The organism is Paenibacillus sp. EKM206P, from assembly GCF_011066155.1.
Taxonomy (GTDB): domain Bacteria; phylum Bacillota; class Bacilli; order Paenibacillales; family Paenibacillaceae; genus Paenibacillus; species Paenibacillus polymyxa_D.
Genome location: NZ_JAAMNQ010000004.1, coordinates 450558 through 469733, shown reverse-complemented (window position 1 = coordinate 469733; position 19176 = coordinate 450558). Strand labels below are relative to the sequence as shown.

General features: G+C 46.3%; 21 protein-coding genes and 1 tRNA gene. 14 read left to right on the top strand and 8 right to left on the bottom strand.

All coding sequences use genetic code 11. From position 1 onward, the window contains the following. Positions 1–28: 28 nt before the first annotated feature. Complete coding sequence (locus tag G9G53_RS12005) at positions 29–841, top strand: GTP pyrophosphokinase (RefSeq protein ID WP_023988035.1); 813 nt, start codon at positions 29–31, stop codon at positions 839–841. Next, positions 842–1411, top strand: a complete 570-nt coding sequence (locus G9G53_RS12000) for a DUF309 domain-containing protein (protein WP_029516722.1) — start codon at positions 842–844, stop codon at positions 1409–1411. 85 nt (positions 1412–1496) lie between these two features. Here G9G53_RS12000 and G9G53_RS11995 read toward each other — a convergent pair whose 3' ends face one another. Then, entirely contained in the window at positions 1497–2024 is a 528-nt protein-coding gene (locus G9G53_RS11995) for a thioredoxin family protein (protein WP_039270024.1), read from the bottom strand. Between the two features lie 163 nt (positions 2025–2187). On the opposite strand from G9G53_RS11995, the gene G9G53_RS11990 reads away from it, so the two are divergent. Beyond that, on the top strand, positions 2188–3852 hold the full coding sequence (locus G9G53_RS11990) for an RsmB/NOP family class I SAM-dependent RNA methyltransferase (protein WP_029516724.1): 1665 nt from the start codon (positions 2188–2190) through the stop codon (positions 3850–3852). After that, complete coding sequence (locus G9G53_RS11985; protein ID WP_029516725.1) at positions 3849–4631, top strand: pseudouridine synthase; 783 nt, start codon at positions 3849–3851, stop codon at positions 4629–4631. The genes G9G53_RS11990 and G9G53_RS11985 overlap by 4 nt, the downstream gene beginning before the upstream one ends. Before the next feature lie 125 nt (positions 4632–4756). Here the strand turns inward: G9G53_RS11985 and G9G53_RS11980 are convergent, their stop codons facing one another. Beyond that, positions 4757–5938, bottom strand: coding sequence for a GGDEF domain-containing protein (locus tag G9G53_RS11980; RefSeq protein ID WP_165147782.1), 1182 nt, complete (start codon positions 5936–5938; stop codon positions 4757–4759). A 205-nt stretch (positions 5939–6143) separates the two neighbouring features. Here G9G53_RS11980 and G9G53_RS11975 point away from each other — a divergent pair, with 205 nt between their 5' ends. Then, entirely contained in the window at positions 6144–7268 is a 1125-nt protein-coding gene (locus G9G53_RS11975; RefSeq protein WP_029516727.1) for a glycosyltransferase family 4 protein, read from the top strand. Here the strand turns inward: G9G53_RS11975 and G9G53_RS11970 are convergent. After that, positions 7265–8371, bottom strand: coding sequence for a YkvI family membrane protein (locus G9G53_RS11970; RefSeq protein ID WP_165147779.1), 1107 nt, complete (start codon positions 8369–8371; stop codon positions 7265–7267). The genes G9G53_RS11975 and G9G53_RS11970 overlap by 4 nt on opposite strands. A 141-nt stretch (positions 8372–8512) precedes the next feature. Between G9G53_RS11970 and G9G53_RS11965 the strand changes: the two genes are divergently transcribed. From G9G53_RS11965 to G9G53_RS11945, 5 genes are all read left to right on the top strand, one after another. After that, positions 8513–9118: a DedA family protein gene (locus G9G53_RS11965; RefSeq protein ID WP_039270030.1), complete on the top strand. Its 606-nt coding sequence runs from the start codon at positions 8513–8515 to the stop codon at positions 9116–9118. 84 nt (positions 9119–9202) lie between these two features. Beyond that, the gene (locus tag G9G53_RS11960) at positions 9203–9775 is read left to right on the top strand and encodes a xanthine phosphoribosyltransferase (RefSeq protein WP_039270032.1); all 573 of its coding nucleotides are present in this window, start codon (positions 9203–9205) and stop codon (positions 9773–9775) included. A 101-nt stretch (positions 9776–9876) separates the two neighbouring features. Beyond that, positions 9877–10221: a hypothetical protein gene (locus tag G9G53_RS11955; RefSeq protein ID WP_007429850.1), complete on the top strand. Its 345-nt coding sequence runs from the start codon at positions 9877–9879 to the stop codon at positions 10219–10221. 141 nt (positions 10222–10362) lie between these two features. Continuing rightward, positions 10363–10584, top strand: coding sequence for a hypothetical protein (locus tag G9G53_RS11950; RefSeq protein ID WP_165147776.1), 222 nt, complete (start codon positions 10363–10365; stop codon positions 10582–10584). 117 nt (positions 10585–10701) lie between these two features. Beyond that, complete coding sequence (locus G9G53_RS11945; protein WP_013309744.1) at positions 10702–11031, top strand: carboxymuconolactone decarboxylase family protein; 330 nt, start codon at positions 10702–10704, stop codon at positions 11029–11031. A 140-nt stretch (positions 11032–11171) separates the two neighbouring features. Here the strand turns inward: G9G53_RS11945 and G9G53_RS11940 are convergent, their stop codons facing one another. Beyond that, the gene (locus tag G9G53_RS11940) at positions 11172–11708 is read right to left on the bottom strand and encodes a hypothetical protein (protein WP_165147773.1); all 537 of its coding nucleotides are present in this window, start codon (positions 11706–11708) and stop codon (positions 11172–11174) included. Positions 11709–11930: 222 nt separating this feature from the next. On the opposite strand from G9G53_RS11940, the gene G9G53_RS11935 reads away from it, so the two are divergent. The 3 genes from G9G53_RS11935 to G9G53_RS11925 all read left to right on the top strand — a co-directional run bounded on the left by G9G53_RS11935 (position 11931) and on the right by G9G53_RS11925 (position 13765). Then, positions 11931–12015: transfer RNA gene (locus G9G53_RS11935), tRNA-Leu, on the top strand. Between the two features lie 177 nt (positions 12016–12192). Continuing rightward, the gene (gene msrA / locus G9G53_RS11930) at positions 12193–12705 is read left to right on the top strand and encodes a peptide-methionine (S)-S-oxide reductase MsrA (protein WP_165147770.1); all 513 of its coding nucleotides are present in this window, start codon (positions 12193–12195) and stop codon (positions 12703–12705) included. A gap of 124 nt (positions 12706–12829) precedes the next feature. Continuing rightward, positions 12830–13765, top strand: coding sequence for a divergent polysaccharide deacetylase family protein (locus tag G9G53_RS11925; protein ID WP_165147767.1), 936 nt, complete (start codon positions 12830–12832; stop codon positions 13763–13765). Here G9G53_RS11925 and G9G53_RS11920 read toward each other — a convergent pair. Then, complete coding sequence (locus G9G53_RS11920) at positions 13740–14501, bottom strand: N-acetylmuramoyl-L-alanine amidase (RefSeq protein ID WP_069011345.1); 762 nt, start codon at positions 14499–14501, stop codon at positions 13740–13742. The two genes, G9G53_RS11925 and G9G53_RS11920, sit on opposite strands and share 26 nt — an antisense overlap. A 208-nt stretch (positions 14502–14709) precedes the next feature. Here G9G53_RS11920 and G9G53_RS11915 point away from each other — a divergent pair, with 208 nt between their 5' ends. Further along, a complete protein-coding gene (locus G9G53_RS11915; RefSeq protein WP_029516735.1) occupies positions 14710–14901 on the top strand; it encodes a YqzE family protein in 192 nt (63 codons plus the stop codon). 99 nt (positions 14902–15000) lie between these two features. Here G9G53_RS11915 and G9G53_RS11910 read toward each other — a convergent pair whose 3' ends face one another. The 3 genes from G9G53_RS11910 to G9G53_RS11900 all read right to left on the bottom strand — a co-directional run bounded on the left by G9G53_RS11910 (position 15001) and on the right by G9G53_RS11900 (position 19088). After that, entirely contained in the window at positions 15001–16062 is a 1062-nt protein-coding gene (locus G9G53_RS11910; protein WP_069011431.1) for a hypothetical protein, read from the bottom strand. Between the two features lie 259 nt (positions 16063–16321). Continuing rightward, positions 16322–17272: a YqhG family protein gene (locus G9G53_RS11905; RefSeq protein WP_029516737.1), complete on the bottom strand. Its 951-nt coding sequence runs from the start codon at positions 17270–17272 to the stop codon at positions 16322–16324. Between the two features lies 1 nt (position 17273). Next, entirely contained in the window at positions 17274–19088 is a 1815-nt protein-coding gene (locus G9G53_RS11900; protein WP_069011346.1) for a DEAD/DEAH box helicase, read from the bottom strand. Positions 19089–19176: the final 88 nt, after the last annotated feature.

Sequence of the window (19176 nt, the reverse complement as noted above, 5' to 3'; positions counted from 1 at the left end):
GTTGTCGGAAGAGACAGGAGGTACGGGGATGGACGGAAGAGACTGGGGAACATTTTTACTGCCATACGATCAGGCGGTGGAAGAGCTTAAGGTCAAGTTCAAAACAATGCGTGCGGAGCTGAAAAAGCGCGAGGAATACGCTCCTATCGAATTCGTAACCGGACGGGTTAAAAAAATATCAAGCATCCTCGATAAGGCGAAGAGATTACAGGTTCCTTCTGATCAGCTGGAGACGGGAATCGAGGATATTGCAGGTATTCGCATTATGTGTCAATTTGTAGAGGATATTCGGCGGGTGGCCGAATATATCAGAAGACGTAAGGATTTGACCGTACTGTATGAAAAGGACTATATCACCAATTATAAAGACAGTGGCTATCGCAGCTTTCATATGATTGTGGAGTATCCGGTTCAGACAGCAGTCGGGCTGAAAATCGTGCTGGCAGAAATTCAAATCCGTACTTTGGCTATGAATTTTTGGGCAACCATAGAGCATTCTCTTAGCTATAAGTATCGTGAAAGCTTGCCTGATAATATGCGTACACGGTTGAAAAAGGCAGCTGAGGCAGCCTTTGTATTGGATAATGAGATGTCTTCCATGCGTCTTGAAATATTGGAAGCGCAGAAAAAATTCGAGGATGAAGCCAATATCGTTTCCAAAGTGCTAACAGGCATGCATCGGCTGTATTTCTACCATAAGATCAGTGAAACGATTGATGCGCAGCGCAGATTCAATGAACTGTGGGAACGGCACGACATGGAAGGAATCAAGCTGCTTCACGATGAGGTCAAGGAGATGCTAGAAGCCTCTACCAAGGAAGAAGACAGGGATGAGTATTAAATGGCACACCTTTCCTACGAACCGCTATACGTGACTTATTTGGTATACTTCAATCGTGATCGGGATTACTTTGAATGTCATGAGGTACTGGAAGAGCTGTGGCTTAAGCTGGACCGTGACCCTGTATATAAAGGTTTGCTGCAAGTTGCTGTAGGGCTGTATCATTTTCGGAATGGTAACTATCGTGGTGGACATATGATGCTGGATAGTGCGGTCCACCGGTTGGAGCATGCTCCTTCGCAGGCGCTGGGCATTAATATGGTGAAGCTGGTGGAAGAGGCGCGCATTTGCGCTCGTCAGCTTGCTGAAGCTGTTATGACCGGCACGGAAGAGCTTCAGCAAGAACCGCCGGTTTATCGGGATATGACGATTGAAATCGTCGAGCCCGGGTTGCGCCGGGCCGTGGAGAAGGCATCGTCGTCTATTCCGGTCAACATTCCGCAGCAAAGAGGTCCTCGGCGTGGGGAAAAGCATGAGCAGCGTCAGCAGGCGCTGGAAGCTTCTATTAGGCGAAGACAGGCCGCTGGCGGCTCAGGTTCTGTCTCAGCGGAAACGAAGGATGCACCTTGAGTTTGAAGCGCATGATAAGCAAGCAGCCCGATCCGTTTCATGAGGATCGGGCTGCTTTATCGTTTTGAGGTGTGTGAAGGTTTGCCTAGGAGGTTACGTTCTTTTTATATTTCTCAAAGAAGGCTTTGAAATCGTCGAGTGTGTATCCATTGTCCGAAGGATTTTCCTTCAACCCGCCTACCATACGTTCCTTTTCCACGCCTTTTTCGTAATAAATGAGCGTAGGGGTATACTCAATCTTATACTTGTCCCAGCCATCCTCATACTCACGCAGGTTAAATTCGTGCATCGTGATGTTCTCCTGCTTGCTCAAAGGCAAGAGCTTAGGAGTAGTGGCGCGGCAATGCACACAGTCGGAGGCGAAATGATAGACGAAAAAGTTTTCCTTTTTGTCAATTTTGCTCTGTAAATCTTCCGGCTTAATAATTTGCTGATAGTTCGGGTCATTCAGCAGCTCTTGAGTAGCAGGATTTAACGAGGCTGTGGAAACGCCATACAGCTTGTTTTTAGTGCCTGAATTTAAAGCGAGCAGCACACCAATCAAAATGACCAGCACAACAAAAAAGCCGATGACAGGTATAAGTTTTTTTTTGTTGGATTTTTGTGCGTTCAATGCAATCTCTCCTATCAAAATTCAAAATATGCAGCTATGAATCTTATTATTATACAACATTACATCTTGTAGTGAAAGTTTGTAAATCACACCGATATTACAAGATAACAGGTTGAATATGGTACAATAAAATTTATTTTAAAAGGACAGGATGATTACGATTATGGGTGTACAGCTCCCCACAGCATTTGTAAAGCGCATGGAGCAATTGCTCGGCGAAGAATTTGAAGCATTTATGACTGCCTATGACCACACGCCCCATGCCGGGATTCGCGTCAATACATTAAAAATTCCGGTAGAGGACTTTAAGAAACGTTCTCCGTTCGAACTGCGGCCGATTCCGTGGTGTGCCACGGGTTTTTATATTCCGCACGGTACAAAGCCGGGATTACACCCTTACTACCATGCGGGGCTGTACTATGTACAGGAACCGAGTGCAATGTCTCCGGTTGAGCTGCTCAATGTAGCTCAGGACGAAGCTGTATTGGACTTATGTGCTGCACCGGGCGGGAAATCAACCCAAATAGCTGCCAAATTACAAGGAAGCGGCGTATTGGTGACAAATGATATTAGCGCGGACCGAACCAAAGCGTTGGCTAAAAATGTGGAATTGTACGGTGTGCGTAATGCCGTGGTACTGAATGAAAGCCCGGATCGAATCGCCGATGCCTTTCCACATTTTTTTGACAAGATACTAATTGATGCACCTTGCTCGGGAGAAGGTATGTTCCGCAAGGATGAGGACATGGCAAAACAATGGGAAACGCATTCGGTAGATAAATGTATAGTCATGCAACGGGACATTTTGCGTGTAGCGGCCTCAATGCTGAGCGCAGGAGGGAGAATTGTCTATTCGACCTGCACCTTTGCGCCAGAAGAAAATGAAGGAATGATCGCAGAATTTCTGGAGGCTCACCCCGATTTTGACGTAGTCCCTGTTTCGTCAGAAGCAGGCTTTGCACCAGGCCACCCGGAATGGATGAGTGAAGAGGTCGCGTCAGCATACCCCGAGCTGCGGGGAACAGCACGCCTTTGGCCGCATCTCGTAGAGGGAGAAGGCCATTATATCGCTGTATTGCAGCATCAGGGGGGGCATGCCGCTGCGATAGAAGATCACACTGAATCGGAGGATTTGACTCCATTTGAGGACAAGGATGATAGGGCATTGAATATAGATGCAGCGTATCCACGGAAGAAGCCGTTTTTATCCGTCAGGGAAGCGCAGACACCAAGCCGTCAAGGAAGACATGGAACTGGTGAGCCTAAACGAAGTGGAAAAGGAATGGACGGGAAGTCCGGTAAAGGAAGGTCCGCGCGCGGCTTGGGTGGCATTAAGTCCCGATCTGGCAAAGAAAATGTAAAATCCGCTGTACGCTCCCCACAGGATGTGCTGGAATCCTATCACCAATTTGTGAAGGAGCAACTGGAAGTGTCTTTTACAGGCTATACGGTGGTTTATGGAGATCGCATTTATCAGTCGCCACTGGCATCACATCGTTTGGACGGCCTTAAGGTGGTGCGACCAGGCTGGTTTATGGGTACTGACAAGAATGGTCGCTTTGTGCCTTCACACCCGCTGGCGGTGGCATTACGCTCTTCAGAGGCGGTTAGAAGCATCAATCTCTCCAGTTCAGATGCTGAGGCCATCCGGTATTTAAAAGGGGAGACCTTGTCCATCCCCGTTGAGAGAATGGCACTGCGGAACGAAGTCCAGCCCAAAGGCCATACTCTCGTGTGCATTGATGGTTATTCGGCTGGGTGGGGCAAATGGCAGGATGGCATGCTCAAAAATGAATACCCTACAGGCTGGAGGTGGACATCGGTATGAGTGGAAAAGGGAGACAAACGCAACGTTTGGATAAAGTTTTAACCCATATGGGATATGGCACCCGTAGTGATATCAAGCGACAGGTGAAGCAAGGGATAATCACGGTAAACGGGAAGACCACCAAGGATAGCGGCTTACAGGTTCATCCATACCAGGATCAGATTGAAGTGAACGGGGAACGTGTTGTTTTTCGGGAGTATATTTATATCATGCTGCACAAGCCACCAGGTGTCATCTCTGCAACTGAAGATACAAGGGAGCGGACGGTACTGGATTTGCTGAGTGCGGAGGAACGACATTTTGAGCCTTTTCCAGTAGGACGTTTAGATAAAGATACAGAAGGATTATTGCTATTGACCAACGACGGTAAACTAGCGCATGAGCTACTTTCTCCACGGCGGCATGTTCCTAAAACGTATGAAGCTACCGTGTCGGGTCATGTCACGGAGGAGGATATTCTTCAATTTACAGCAGGAGTGGAACTGGATGATGGGTATGTTACCCTTCCCGCACAGTTGACTATTCTTCGCCACGAACATCCGTACCAGGCAGATGGAGAAGTCATTTCCTATATTTCGCTTGTCATCCATGAGGGTAAATTTCATCAAGTGAAGCGTATGTTCGAGGCGGTTGGTAAAAAGGTGACCTATTTGAAAAGAACGGCCATGGGACCATTGAAGCTGGATGAACAGCTTCCACTGGGCAGCTATCGAGAGCTGACTAGTGAAGAGCTGACATGGATCGGCCGGGATATAGCATCTGCAACGTCAGAAGTTTGATGAGCAGATTAAATATAAATGACGCACAGGCTCTTATGAGATTCCTGTGCGTCATTTTGTGGTATAGACAACCAGACAGAGAATTATTCAAACTCAACTTTTAACAACGAATCGCAGTTTACAATTTATTGTGCGCGTGCTGCCCGACTTTTTTTCACTTCGGCTGCTTTATAAGCTGTAACCTTGTTTTTACCTGTCGTTTTGGATATGTACATCGCTTGATCGGCCTGTTTGACCAGTTCATCCGGGTTCATTTCCTTCTTCACTGTACTGTGTCCGACACTGATTGTGACAATGCTTTCCTCCGCGACCCGCTCGCGGATACGTTCTGCGACATGTCCAACCTTGGCACGTCGATCCACAACCATTGCGACCAGTTCCTCGCCACCGTATCGTCCGGTCAGTCCGATTTCATCCAGTTCATCCTCCATAATCTGTGCCACCTGTTTGAGTACTTCATCCGCACGAGCATGGCCCTGCGTATCATTCAACTTTTTGAAATTGTCAATATCGCAAAAAATGACCGACACGCGGATTCCTTGATCCATATATCGCCGTAGTCGTCCTGAAAAATATTTACGGTTATATAGCCCGGTCAGACCATCGGTGATGGAAGAACGGTAAATCCTTTGGAGCAGCTCCACAATCCGTTCAAACAGGATGAGGAATAACGTAGTGTAGTACAGCAATGGTAAAAATGACATATATAGGACTGTGTTTGACCTGCCAGCTTCTTCAGGGATGTCATTTCCCAGCCACAAATAGCCGAGCCAGAGCAAATACATGAATAAGCCCGCTACATACTTCTTTGGCTGTCCGATTCGTGGGGTGATAAACACAAGGCTTAGTATAAGTACCAGTACTCGATAAAATAGAGTGAACCCAACCAGTTTCGCTGCGCTGATCCAAGCGGGCAACAAACCTGCTGTCCAGGCAGTAACCGGCAATATCAATAACGCACCCAGCAGTAGCAAGGTCCATGTCTGCACACGTTTTAGCTTCCGGTATAGTTGAAATACGGCGGCATTGATGAGTACGAAGGCAGACGCCTCCAGTACATTTTTCCACACGATTCCTTGGAGTTGCATCTTGCCTCCGCCTGCTGAATAGAGATTCATGGCTTCATATGTCATAATAATAATAGCGGCAACTGAAAAAAGGATATAGGCTTTTTTTCGTTGTCTGCTATATATGATCACGCACATCAGTGCCATCATGAGTATAATATACAAACCGCAGGCTGCACTTACGGCCTCGGCCAGAGATGGGAAACCCAAGGTTCCCGATAAGGACAACAACGTCAACATCACCGACTCCATTTGCAAAAATAGTCAATCTATTGAACGGATGATATCGTTCCGATACAATAGACAGGATTTATCCCATTTAAAATGTTATAATTTTCTTTTGTGACTAACATTTATTCTCAATATATCATCTTTCAGAAAATCCGGAAACCTATACATACATCTGTGATCCGGGCAGTCTAATGCTTGAAAGGGGAAGCACGTCATGAAATTGCTACAGGCTCTCTTTTTCCCACCCGAGCAACCGGGAGGTGTTTCATCCATGATTCCATATCTGCAAGAGCGATTTACATCCCCCCGTTGGGAAATGGAGCTATTTTCAATCCCTAAACGGATTCGTAACAAGGGTAGGGACGAAGTAATTTTTGATACCTTTGACTGGACGAGATATGAACAATATCCAATCGTTCAAAAATATATTCAGACGTACCGTGACTATTTGTGGTGGACCCGGCTTCGTATTCAGAAGCCCTATGACCTCATTCATGCTCATCACCCCATTGCCGGGATTGCTATGAAAACTGTTTTTCCTGACATCCCGCTTGTACAGACGATTCACTCTTCCTATGAGAAGGAGTTAATCCTAAACGGGAAAATAGAGGAGAACGGGCCTGAACACCAATTCTTGGTATCACTGTACGGGGAAATGGAGCAGAAGGCGGATCGCCTGATAGCGGTATCTCATTCTTTTCAGCATTATTTAACTCCTTACGTTCAGAATCCGCAAGACATTGCAGTCATTCCGAATGGATATGATGAGAAGCGCTTCAAGCCCATTCCACACGAAAATGAAGTGACACAGCTCATAACCGTTTGCCGCCTTGTTCCGGCGAAAGGATTGGATATTTTATTGCGGGCCTGTGCTGAACTTAAAAAAAGAAATATGGAATTTGTGCTTCATATTATTGGAGATGGCCCGGTTCGCCCTGAGCTGGAAGAGATGGCGCGAGAGCTTGATATATACCATGAGACGATTTTTTATGGATATACCCTTCATCCAGAAGAGTTTATGCCTTTCTTTGATGTATTTGTTTTGCCTTCTCGAGCGGAGGCCTTTGGTTCGGTATTTGCGGAAGCAGCGTTGAGTTGTCTGGCATTGGTAGGCACAGAAGTGGGAGGAATACCGGAGCAGATTGAGGATGGGGTCAATGGTCTGCTCGTGCCACCCGACCATCCGAAGGCACTAGCAGACGCATTAGAAAAGGTCATCGCTGATCCTGCCTATCGTTATGAGTTGGCTAGATCTGCCTGCGATAAGGCTAAATCAAGCTATTCTTTGAGTCGAGCGGTTAACGAGTTGAAGAAAATGTATTTGAAATTTCCACACTAACCATGACGAGTATCACCTGATTTGGGATCAGAATGCCGAAGGCTGGAGTGAGGACGTGAGGAACGGAAAGGTCTCCCGCGTCCTGCCATGATCAGTTTACTAACCCACATCAGACTGAGCATCCCGAAAATAGGATAAAGAACAGATAACAGTGAGCTAAAGCCGAACTGACTGATTAAAAAACAGGTGAGCATAATGAATAGTGTGATGAGCTTGGGCGAAATTTGGACATGTTGACGAATTTGCAGACTGACTCCGTAAATGTCGGCCACAAAGGTACTGAAGATTTCCATGAAAATGAGTAGAATGTATATGATTTCGACGAAGGCACCCAGACGATAAGCAATGCTTCCCATAGGGATTTCAAATTGCTGAATACCCGGCATATGTGCTGACATGGCAAAGTGTGCAGCCATCAGCATAAACCCGACACCAACTCCGCCCAAAACTCCGCCCCAGCGGATGGTTCTTCGGGAAAAGGTTTGGCTGCCAAGTGGTACAAGCACGGCTTGGGCCATAGTTAGGTTGAAGGACGTGTACAGCAGTGGAGAGAGCAAGGTTCGAAATGTACTGTGATCTGTCGTATTCGTAATAAAACTCTGAGGATTGGGCATGGAGAGCGTGCTGTGAACGAGCAGAAGAGACATGATGATCATCAGAGGGACAACCACGGTGTTCATGTGTAAGATGGCTTTAATGCCTTTACTTAGCAGCAAATAAGTACCAATCAGTGTAATAAGCAGTCCGGTTTGGTAATGCAGGTGAAGGTGCTCTACAAAAACAGAGCCGGCTCCTGCCAACATGACGCTGTTTACGCCAATCAGCACGATGAGCGTGAACCAGCTAATCCATTTCCCGGCATTGGCGCCAAAAAGATGTTTGTTCAGGTCCTCGTAAGATTTGGCTGAAATATCATGAGCGATCAGCATCATTTTCGTACCCAACCATACAAATATGATTGTGGACAGCATAATAGTGAGAGTAGCCCAACGACCGTACTGCGTAAAAAATTGCAGAATTTCTTGTCCGGTAGCAAATCCGGCACCGACGATTGTGCCGATGTATGTAAAAGCAATCTGAAAAACATGAATATTACGTTTCATCCCCAGTCCCTCCTTGCCTGCTTGAATAACGCTGCAGCGAGCATATAATACAAACTATGTTCAACTGAAATAGGACATGACTGGATGAGACTGAAAATAATTAAAGTGAATTTAATGAATAGCTTGACGGGAGCGTAATTTATGGGTCAAATCCTTGCATGGATACTAGAATACGGATATTTGGCAATGTTCGGCTTACTTGCACTTGGAGTAGCGGGTATGCCGATACCCGACGAAGTGCTAATGATCGCCTTCGGCGGACTCGTGTCTCAAGGGCACTACAACTTCATTGCTGCACTGGCAGTCACATTTTTCGGTAGTATGACGGGTATGATGCTTAGCTACACACTGGGGCGTCTGCTGGGCAAACCACTATTGCATCGATACGGAAAATGGGTGAGGCTTACGCCTTCCAGGATTGCCTCTTCTGAAAATTGGTTTGGGCGCTATGGTACCTGGGGAATTCTGTTCGGATATTTTGTCCCCGGCTTGAGACATGTATCCTCATATCTGGCAGGCACAACCCGTCTAGGCGTTTTTCGCTATATCTGTTATGCATCAGCAGGAGCTTTGCTGTGGTGCGGTACATTTTTGGGGATTGGACATGCGGTGGGCATGCATTGGGAGCAGGTGGCGAAGCTAATGGAGAAGGTGACGCATCGGGTAGGGCTGGTCGTTATTCTTTTAATCGTTGTGGGAGGAATCACCGTATGGTTCTGGAATAAGCGTAAAAAAAATGTCACATGACCTGAAGGAAAGTAGCTATAGCTTGAAAGCGGCGGGTGAAGTATGGTACTTTTACCGCATAGGAATGCCGTGGGAGGTCATGTAATGGAAGTATTAAAGGAACGAATTATAAATGAAGGCGTGATTGCATCAGATCAGGTACTGAAGCTGGATGGTTTGCTTAATCACCAAGTTGATCCAGAATTGACAATGGCAATGGGACGAGAGTTCGCAGCACGTTTCCGGGAAGAGAAGATTACCAGAGTAGTGACCGTGGAATCCTCAGGTATTGCCATCGGGTTTGCGACAGCTTTGGAATTGGGTGTCCCGTTGGTATTCGCTCGTCGTAAAAAGACCCTACTAGCTGATCCAGACGCGCTGTGTGAACGCGTACCTTCGTTTACTAAAGGTATTGTTACGGATATTATGCTGTCTCGTCAATTTATTCACGAAGATGATCGTGTTCTTTTCATTGATGATATTATCGCTAATGGTGATGCGGCGCGAGGCATGGTTAAAATCATTCAACGCTCCGGAGCTGAGTTGGTTGGATTCGGTGTCGCGGTGGAAAAAAGCTTTCAGGCCGGAGCGAGAACCATCCGTGAGCAGGGTATTCGTGTAGAGTCATTGGTCAAAATTTCGTCGTTAGCGGACGGTAAGATTGAGTTTGCTGAATAGTAACAATTCAAAACTCCTGTTCCTGATTTCTAATAATAACCTTTGCATGAGCTTCAATTTCGCTTATAATATAGTTAAGGTTTTGGAGAGGAGGCAGCAACATGGGGAAAGAACAATTGACCGAACAGTTTTTTCTGGAAAAACTGGCAGCGGCTAAAGTACACTTTGAGCGTGCCTTGGATTGTAAGCATACGGAATTTGACGATTTGTATCCCTATATGATTGAACATCCTCAGTTTTTTTGGTATAAACGCTATGTGGCCTGGTCTGAGTTGTTGACGTTGGTTAACCTATGCGAAGAATTGTCCTTCTCTTGGAAAGAAGAATTTACTGCTCACCAAGTGGAGTATGTAGATCAGCGAGTGTTGTCTGCACAAGTGCTGGACTTCTGGTACGAGAAGAACGATACAAAAGAACATGATCACAGTGTAAATCAGTCGGGATAATTTGTCGCTCTGTTGGCAATCCATATAAGTAGTAAGTGAGAAGAGACCTAAATGATTCATTTAGGTCTCTTTTTAAACTTTTTCATGCATAGAATCATGGTCGCTGTGTTATTAAAAAAAGTGTATAAGGAGGGGACAAGGATGATTATGGACGAAGAATTGGATGCTTATCGACTCTCCGGTGAAAAGGTGCGTGTCGTACGCGATGGATTGGAGACCAACGATGTTGTTGGCATTGTACTGGCATGGGATGATGAACAGGTGCTTATTCGGCGCCAGAATCGACGTGTGGTCAAATTGGATCGCAGCTATACATATCAGCCGTTCAGCGAGCCACGTCACAATCCGATAGATCTGAATTAGGAATGGGTTCCAAATGGGTGTTGGATAAAAATAACTGGGTGATTCATTAGGCATACAGAAACTCTAAATCGGACACAGTAATGAAGGGAAATCCAACAGAGAGGACGTGCTGTGTCAATGACGGTTATGGACGAAAAAGTACATGCATATAAGGATCAAATCAGCCATTTGGAAGATCAGTTGCCCGAGGTAGTTCATGCATATCATCGCTTTACCGGAGAGTGCTTTCAAGCCGGCAGCTTAGATGAGAAAACCAAGCAACTGATTGCACTAGGCATTGGCTTATTTGCCAACAATGAAGTATGCACGTTTTATCACGTAGACGAGGCGCGGTCCAAAGGAGCTAGTGATCAGGAAATTATGGAGACCATTGCTGTAGCCGCAGCGGTAGGTGGAGGACATGCTCTAAGTCAAGGGGTTACGCGTGTACAGAAGGCGTTGCAATAAAGCGAATCATTAATAGATATGCTTATGCTTCATCTTAGCGGTTATAGATCGATTTGGAGATATGATGGATATGGAAAGGAGCTTCCGAGCACAGTTGGTGTCTGCGGAAGCTTTTTTTTTGCGTGTTTATTGTGCGGGGATTATGCTCTTCTGCTTGCGGCAACAGCAGCAGGGCGAGACGTTTTACGCTTATAAGCCAAAGAGGATGTAACCAAACTTCGATCAACGATGCGTAGGGGGTTGGAAGTTGAATTGTTTGGTAATTCGGGGCGATGTTTCTCTAGTAAAGGAAGGGCAGCTGTATGGGGCATAGAGGTTGAGAGCCCCAGATATGCTCGCATCCGCTCATACATTTCTTTGCGGAATGCTGGCATTGCCATACTGAACTGCTCTTTATTGCCTTTACTTATATAGGTGGCGTGAACGCCGGAGTGGTTTTGTTGTATGTCCAGAACATGAATGTGATATTTATTAAATTCATGTTTTACTTCAGACAGTAGGATTCCGGTACGATCTACACCTGCGTTAACCATTTCGACATAAAGATCAGGGGTTTTCAGCATACCGCTTTCTTCAAGAATTAGGCTGTCCCGCTCAAATACTTTTTGAATAAAGGTAAGGAGCAGATAACTTTTCACAAGAGACCATTCATGCTGAGTAGTATCTAAAGGGGTCATTACCATTCACCGCCTTAGGAAAATGTGATGATAATTCATAAACGATTGAAGAAAAGGAACATTCATTCCCGAGAACCTATGTTCTTATTTTAGTTTATTATTCCTTTTTTATCAAGAGGAAATTAACGAACATAAAAGGTTTGACATCTTGATATATGCATGGTATGATCTATCTTGTCGCTAAGAAAGATTGATCTTTCGAGGATAAACGATAATTTATATGCGGTCGTGGCGGAATTGGCAGACGCGCACGGTTCAGGTCCGTGTGGGCTAACCCCCCGTGGAGGTTCGAGTCCTCTCGACCGCATCCATTAGAAAAGGTCTATAGAATTGCTCTCGTAGCAGTTTTAGAGACCTTTTTCTTATATTTCTGGGGATTTGCTCATAGTTTAAGCTGAACACGTTTCTTGTCTTCACGCAAACTATGGATTTCCAGATATGATAGAAAATTTTATGATGAAGTTATTGAAAGGTTGGATGTAAGATGGAGAAAGCAACTTTTGCAGGTGGGTGCTTCTGGTGTATGGTGACTCCGTTTGAAGAGCAGCCGGGCATTCATGGCATTGTGTCAGGATACACTGGAGGAACGATTCCCAATCCCACCTATGAGCAGGTTAAAACAGGAACTACAGGTCACTACGAGGTGGTGCAGATTACGTTTGAGCCTGAGCTGTTTCCTTATGAAAAGCTGCTCGAATTATATTGGCCACAAACAGACCCTACCGACGGGGAAGGTCAATTTCAGGACCGGGGCACACAGTATAAACCCGCAATTTTTTATCATACAGAGCAGCAACGTGAGCTTGCGCAACAGTCCAAGGAGCAGTTGGCACAAAGTGGACGCTTTGATAAGCCAATTGCAACGGAGATCCTTCCGGCTTCGATTTTTTATCCAGCAGAGGATTATCATCAGGATTACCACAAGAAAAACGTGAAGCACTATAAGGAAGATCGGGCTCAATCGGGCCGTGATGAATTTATGGATAAGAACTGGTAAGCGGCTTTAACATACGTTTCCACGCACGATAAGGCAGATTAGGGAGTATTCCATGGTCTGCCTTATACATATTTAGACGAGGTTACTCACACAATGAAGGGACAGAGAAGGAGGCTGACCCGCAATGAGTACACGACGGAAGCTGCACATGAGAAATATAATAAAAAAGGCTTTAAAGGCATCTCGCGGTCGGAAAGAGCCAGCTTATGTACCTGTATTCCATTCAAGCTCCAAAATACGAAGAACCGTAGTTCTCTCTATTTCGGTATGCATGTTATTCATGGTCTGTAGTACTGGTGTTGCAGAAGCAATAGACAAACAGGGCGAGTCGCAAAGGATGGTTGCTGTCATTATTGACGATCTGGGAAACAATATGAAAGGGACTGAGCAAATTTTAAATTTACCCGTTAAGATTACCGTTGCTGTGATGCCTTTCCTGCCTACAACCAAACAGGACGCTATGGAAGCGCACAAGCGTGGTCATGACGTCATTGTTCATCTTCCAATGGAGCCAAAACAGGGAAAGCCCGAATGGCTTGGACCCGGAGCAATTAAGGCTAATATGACGGATGAAGAAGTACACGCTAAGGTGACAGCAGCCATTAAGGATGTTCCTTATGCGATAGGGATGAACAACCACATGGGTTCCAAGGTCACTTCAGATAAGCGCATTATGTCTGTAGTTCTTGATGTTTGTAAGGAGCATGGACTATTTTTTGTCGATAGCCGTACTAATTATTGGTCAGTGGTGCCTGAGCTTGCCGCTAAAAAGGGAATGCCTCCGGTACGCAATAATGTTTTTCTGGATGATGTTCATACCCTCGCCCATGTGAATCGGCAACTTACAAAAGTGGTTGAATGGCTGGATGAGCACAACACCTGCGTAACAATTGGGCATGTCGGCGTGTCGGGCATGTACACGTCCTCCGCTCTTCATTCGTCGGTTCCCAAGCTAAAGGAGCAGGCCAAATTTGTGGGTATTAGCGATTTGGTGCGAGCTGTATGGGGATGGACGGGAGACCCAGCCACCAACACTACCAGGCCGTCAGATGCGCAATAATGCCTTCGGCAATAGCTCCTGCAATGCTTTTTTGACCACGATCCTCGGAAAGCATAGCTCTGTCCTGTTCGTTACTTATAAATCCGGTTTCCACAATGACAGCAGGGTGCTGGATTTTATTCAAAAGATAAAAGGGTTTTCCGTACACTGTTTTTCTATTCATGCAAAATAAGCGGTTTAATGAATGCTGAATCCGTTCAGCTAACAGATAGCTGCTGCCTTCATCCTGATACAGCACAATGGGTCCCCGTTTTTCGGCACGTTTGGTCCAATTGACATGCAGGCTTACAACCAAAGCGGTGGGCAGTTGTTCTGTTAGGCTTTTACGTTGGGCGAGGTCTTTAAGATGCCGGGATTTGGACTGTAGCCAACGGTTGTCGTCACTCAGTGCGTAATCCTTGTCCCGATTCAGAACAGCAGGATATCCCTGGGATCGTAAAATCAAGTACAGCTTTTGAGCAATGGCGAGATTGATGTCTTTTTCCAAAATTCCTTTGTGACTTGTTCCACCATCCACACCACCATGGCCTACATCAATCAGGACAACGGGCTTGGCAAAAGCGTGATAGGACGAATGTACGTTGGGCGGAACATCTGTATACTTGTTCGGTTCGTTACTTTTATCGTCGGGCTGAGCAGCTATATAGGTAAATGGGGCAAATACAGCACTGCAAAGGATGCATAGACTCAATCCCAGCCTTGTCAGCCCTATCTTGTTTAACTTTTTATTCCGCACGTTCTATTCCTCCAGTGGACGAATTAATTATTTACTGATTGAAGATAGTATGTTCCATTTAAGGGAAACCATGCATAGTTATTCCCACAGGGGTTAGACCTTTTGGAAAATGAGCAAGCTAGTTGTATCTGCACCTAACGTGTAAATCCGATATTTCCAAGCAACGTAAATGGAAAGGATGGGCGCAGATTGAAGGAGGTCATGGAGGATGGCGAAGAGTGACGAACTGGTGACGTATATTACGCAGCGGATTGTTCGCTATATGGAAACGCCGCGTGATGTTCGGCGCAGTCAAAAACAAGCCAGAGAGCCGTGGGGGAGCAAATGGTTTGGCATGTTGCCTCTCGCTCTGAAAATGTGGATGAAATCCACACGCAGAGGGCGAAGGGAGCGACATTAAACTCGCCAAAGAGACCACAAGAGGCATAGGGTATGCCATTTTGAGGTCTCTTTTTATGTTGTAGAGATCATTCCGAATCATTATCATGTTTCTTTATAACTAGGAGTCCAAACGATAGAATTCGCCAGCTGATAATAACTTTTTTAATGGTACAAATCGGGAAAGTCCATGATGGTAGGTTAACGCATATAAATTGGATTGGGACGGATGACCTGGGGATATCCAGGACTGATACCCACTAATAGATAAGGGACCCCCAAAGGCAAAATTGATACCTGTGGCAGAAAATATAATACGCGGCGAAATACTCAGTGTATCCATAAATTGGCCTGTGTTACGGACGGAAAGCTTTTGTTTGGGTTGAAGCCACCCCAGGTCGTCATAGGGATCGAAAGGAGCAGACAAGACCGTAACCGCCTGCGCCTGTGTTTTCAAAAAGGGAACAGATGAAGAGAATACGTTGTTCTGAAGCTTATGTTTCCAACTCCCATCTGCCACTTCTACAGGTAACGGATCGCCAGTTACAGCATCAATACATATTTGGCTGCCTGTAGAGGAACGCACCAGCCAGTAGGCTAGTAGCGGTTCCTCATACATAGGTGTGATTTGCAGCTTGTCGATAGATGAAAGATCGGTTTCTGTGAGCGACACCAGAGATTGGCGAAGTACATCCATACTATAAGGTCCACCTGGACCATTCCCATATTCGTTGAGTTGATATGCGCCATTTGAGTCTGATCCGATAATCAGGTAGCCGATGTATTCTCCTGCGCGGTTTACTTGAACAAGCCAACTATGGGTTCCAGGTCCGAGCGGATGATAGCTCAGCTCAGCATCTTTCCACAAGGAAAAAGGGGGTTGGGACGATAAGGATTGTACCTTGTTGTCCGCAGCTTGTTTTACGCCCGTAGGTACGCCTTGCTCCTGTGTAGGAAAACTTGCTGAAACGTCATCCTGGGAAGGGGAAGGAGTAGCAGGACTCGCGGATTCCAATGGAGGAACCCGCGAGCTATCGTTGTAAAGAGACTCCGAGTTTAAATTGTTGTCTTGAGCGACTGAGGGAGCCGCATGAATGGAAGTGAGCGGACAGACTGCGGACAGGCCGATCAGAACAGCTGCGATCATACCTATGCTATAGTGCCCGGAATGACTCTTCTTCAATGGTATCCACCTTTCTGTCGGCTTGATTGCCCGACGGAGGCATTCTTTTTTATCCAGCATACAGCCTGTCCCATAAAAAGACTGCTGCACCTTGTCGGCGTAAATGTCATATCCAGGTTCGCTTTTTGCTGTCGATACATAGGGGACATGTTTAACCAAACTTGTGGTTACAGCAGCGGAAACTGATGTAGGCTGAAGCAAGATGTTACAAGCTGACGATATCTCTGCAACTTTCCTGCGAAGGAGCGAGAGATATCGGTTACCGCAGATGAAATATCCCGCAGTTAATGGCGGATACGAGTACCTTTGGCTCATATTGCCATACCATTTCTTTACGGCGGGCTTGATGCTGCTCGGATATGGCTTCTTTTTTTTCCTCTTCCTCTTTCTGCTCCTTGATTAGATCTTCGTAGTAGTGGTCAATGACCTCCAATTCCTCGCGCAATCGTTCCTTCGCCTGCTCAGCCCAACCATAGTCTTGCTGACGGAGTTGTTCAGTGAGGTAGCTTTCAAGCGAGGTGGAAGCTTCCGGGACAGATAGCTTGGCAGGCTGTACATGCATATTGCCCGCCAGCAGCGGGCTGAGCTGCCGGGTTTCGAGCATGGCGCCAAAATCGGTTACAATGGTGCCGCTTTTGAGCGAAATACCTAGCCAATGAAGTTCCTCACGCTTCAAATCGCAAGCGAATTCAATTTTATAGCAGATGCTGAGCCAAGCTTCATAGACTACGGGAGAGCGGGCAGACAACTGACGGGCATCAGGCTGCTCAAACAAATAAACATATTTTCCTCCATCCCGTGCGGCTTCAAAAATTTGGTGCAGCCGACGGCTTCCATATCGAAGCTCCTCCTGCAAAATACGTCCAGGTCCCAATTGTGGTAACGTCGGTACATGACCGAAGTAACGCCCCATGACCTGATCTTGTGCTGCGTTGCCTGATGCTGGAGTTGGGGGTGTATGGTCCGCTAAACGTTCCTGTTCTGTGCGATAGGCTTCCCCATCAAAGATGAAGGTGAAGGACATCGTCTGCGCTGGAACGCCAGTACGCTCCACGTATCCCCAATAGTAGGGCCGGTTTGTTAAGGCTTTATCCGCTTCTGGAGAAAGCTTGACGGTTACATGGTGGGGTGACCTCTCAATGACACTGCATCCGGTAGCTTCCAGATAGGTGTGGACAAAACGCTGGACTTGCTGTGCATCCATGGTCAAACTAGCGACCTCCCTTCACACTGCGTCGAGCTTTACCCGGAGGAACCGTATTGCCTGCTAAGCCTAATAAGTTCTCGGTGTTTGGCTGGTCTGTGCGCAGTTGTTCCATTTCCTGTTTGATGGAATCCAGCGAGTGGCCCAGTTTTTGCATTTTTTTGCGAATTTCATCATCGCTACTGGATTCAAGCATGATTTTATACAAACTTTTTTCAATGGATTCTTTCTTCTCAAACTTCTCCAGAATAACGTCCAATCCGCCAATGACCATCTCAAACATATTTATTTTTTCATGCAGCAGATGTAGGATATGCTCCTCAATCGTTCCGGTTGTGGACAAGTTGAAAATATTAACATCATGCGTCTGTCCAAGTCGATGCACCCGTCCGATCCGCTGCTCCACGCGCATGGGGTTCCACGGTAAATCGAAGTTAATCATATGGTGACAAAATTGCAGGTTAATGCCTTCACCACCCGCTTCGGTGGCAATCATGACCTGAATGCGCCCACGGAACAGATCCATCATCCAATCCTTGCGTCCACGGTTCATACCGCCTCGGTAAGGAACAGCAGATAGGCCACGGTCACGGAAATAGTTCAGCAAATACTCCTGTGTGGCTCTGTATTCTGTAAAAATGATCACCTTTTCGTTCATCTGACGGATAAGCTCGAGCGCCTTTTCTGCTTTGGAATTGGCCTTGATCGCTTTAATGTGTGCAACCAAATCCCAGACACGATCGCGTAGGGGAGAGTCTGGAGCCATTTTTTTAGACAAATTGACCAGCGTCACGAACACAGCGTCCCGGCTGCTGCACACTTCCCGTTGAAGGGTAACGAGAGACAGCATGCTACTTAAATTTCCGCCATTCGCCTGGTATTGCTCTTTGACAAAAGAGGTTACCCCATCGTACAGCGCTTGCTCTTCCGGCGAAAGTTCCAAGTGAATATTGGAAACATTTCGTTTGGTGAATTGAACTGGGCCTTCTCCGCGACGATTGCGGATCATGACTTTAGACAGCTCATCCTTGAGCTGATCTTCATTTTTGGGCAGACGTTTATCTACAACAAAGTTGGCTGAAAAATCGCCATGTCTTCCCAATTGACCGGGCTTGAGCAGTGTAATCAGGTTAAACAGCTCAGACAGATCGTTTTGTACAGGTGTCGCTGTCAGGAGCAAACAATATTTTTTACGCAGCTTCATAATGAACTGGTAGTTGGATGTCTTTTTATTTTTCAGCTTATGGGCCTCGTCTATAATGAGCAGGTCATAATCGGTATCTAGCAGGATGTTACTATGGGGCTCTCGCTTGGCAGTATCCATAGAGGCCACGACAACCTCGGAAGACCAAGAATACGCTTTTTTCTGGGCGACAGCGGGAATACCGAATTTGCTGTTCAGCTCACGCACCCATTGTAGGACCAGGGATGCGGGTACAAGAATAAGCACTTTGGAAGCCAGCCCGCGAACCAGATATTCCTTTAGGATCATTCCAGCTTCGATCGTTTTGCCCAGGCCGACTTCATCGGCAAGAATGGCACGTCCGGACATTTGAAACAGTACCTTCCGAGCGGTATCCAGCTGATGGGGTAGTGGAGTGAGGTCTTGCAAATGCTGTAGACATTGAAGCTCATCGAAGTTCGGCACCAGTTTGACTTTTTCTGCCTCAATGGCCAGCTGATACAGATTCCAATCTCCCCAAGGGCCACCTTTGCGTAGGCGTTGGTCCAGCTCATCCTGCCAGCTTCGATCAAATTGCACCGGAACAGGCAGTGGCGCTTGATTGTGTATGTGCGGGGAACTTGTCGATTTGGCTTTCATGATGATTCCCTCCCTCCTGGTAGTAGCACAGTTGAAGCTCTTGGTTCTGTCACATACGTGGCATCTATTTTTGCACAGATCGTAGATG

Coding starts and splice junctions, on each gene's coding strand:
- G9G53_RS11960 (WP_039270032.1), top strand. CDS start 9,203: ATGGAAGTATTAAAGGAACGAATTATAAATGAAGGCGTGATTGCATCA.
- G9G53_RS11945 (WP_013309744.1), top strand. CDS start 10,702: ATGACGGTTATGGACGAAAAAGTACATGCATATAAGGATCAAATCAGC.
- G9G53_RS11990 (WP_029516724.1), top strand. CDS start 2,188: ATGGGTGTACAGCTCCCCACAGCATTTGTAAAGCGCATGGAGCAATTG.
- G9G53_RS11925 (WP_165147767.1), top strand. CDS start 12,830: ATGAGTACACGACGGAAGCTGCACATGAGAAATATAATAAAAAAGGCT.
- G9G53_RS11950 (WP_165147776.1), top strand. CDS start 10,363: ATGATTATGGACGAAGAATTGGATGCTTATCGACTCTCCGGTGAAAAG.
- G9G53_RS11940 (WP_165147773.1), bottom strand. CDS start 11,708: ATGACCCCTTTAGATACTACTCAGCATGAATGGTCTCTTGTGAAAAGT.
- G9G53_RS11980 (WP_165147782.1), bottom strand. CDS start 5,938: ATGTTGACGTTGTTGTCCTTATCGGGAACCTTGGGTTTCCCATCTCTG.
- G9G53_RS11985 (WP_029516725.1), top strand. CDS start 3,849: ATGAGTGGAAAAGGGAGACAAACGCAACGTTTGGATAAAGTTTTAACC.
- G9G53_RS11975 (WP_029516727.1), top strand. CDS start 6,144: ATGAAATTGCTACAGGCTCTCTTTTTCCCACCCGAGCAACCGGGAGGT.
- G9G53_RS11915 (WP_029516735.1), top strand. CDS start 14,710: ATGGCGAAGAGTGACGAACTGGTGACGTATATTACGCAGCGGATTGTT.
- G9G53_RS11970 (WP_165147779.1), bottom strand. CDS start 8,371: ATGAAACGTAATATTCATGTTTTTCAGATTGCTTTTACATACATCGGC.
- G9G53_RS12005 (WP_023988035.1), top strand. CDS start 29: ATGGACGGAAGAGACTGGGGAACATTTTTACTGCCATACGATCAGGCG.
- G9G53_RS11965 (WP_039270030.1), top strand. CDS start 8,513: ATGGGTCAAATCCTTGCATGGATACTAGAATACGGATATTTGGCAATG.
- msrA (WP_165147770.1), top strand. CDS start 12,193: ATGGAGAAAGCAACTTTTGCAGGTGGGTGCTTCTGGTGTATGGTGACT.
- G9G53_RS11955 (WP_007429850.1), top strand. CDS start 9,877: ATGGGGAAAGAACAATTGACCGAACAGTTTTTTCTGGAAAAACTGGCA.
- G9G53_RS11900 (WP_069011346.1), bottom strand. CDS start 19,088: ATGAAAGCCAAATCGACAAGTTCCCCGCACATACACAATCAAGCGCCA.
- G9G53_RS12000 (WP_029516722.1), top strand. CDS start 842: ATGGCACACCTTTCCTACGAACCGCTATACGTGACTTATTTGGTATAC.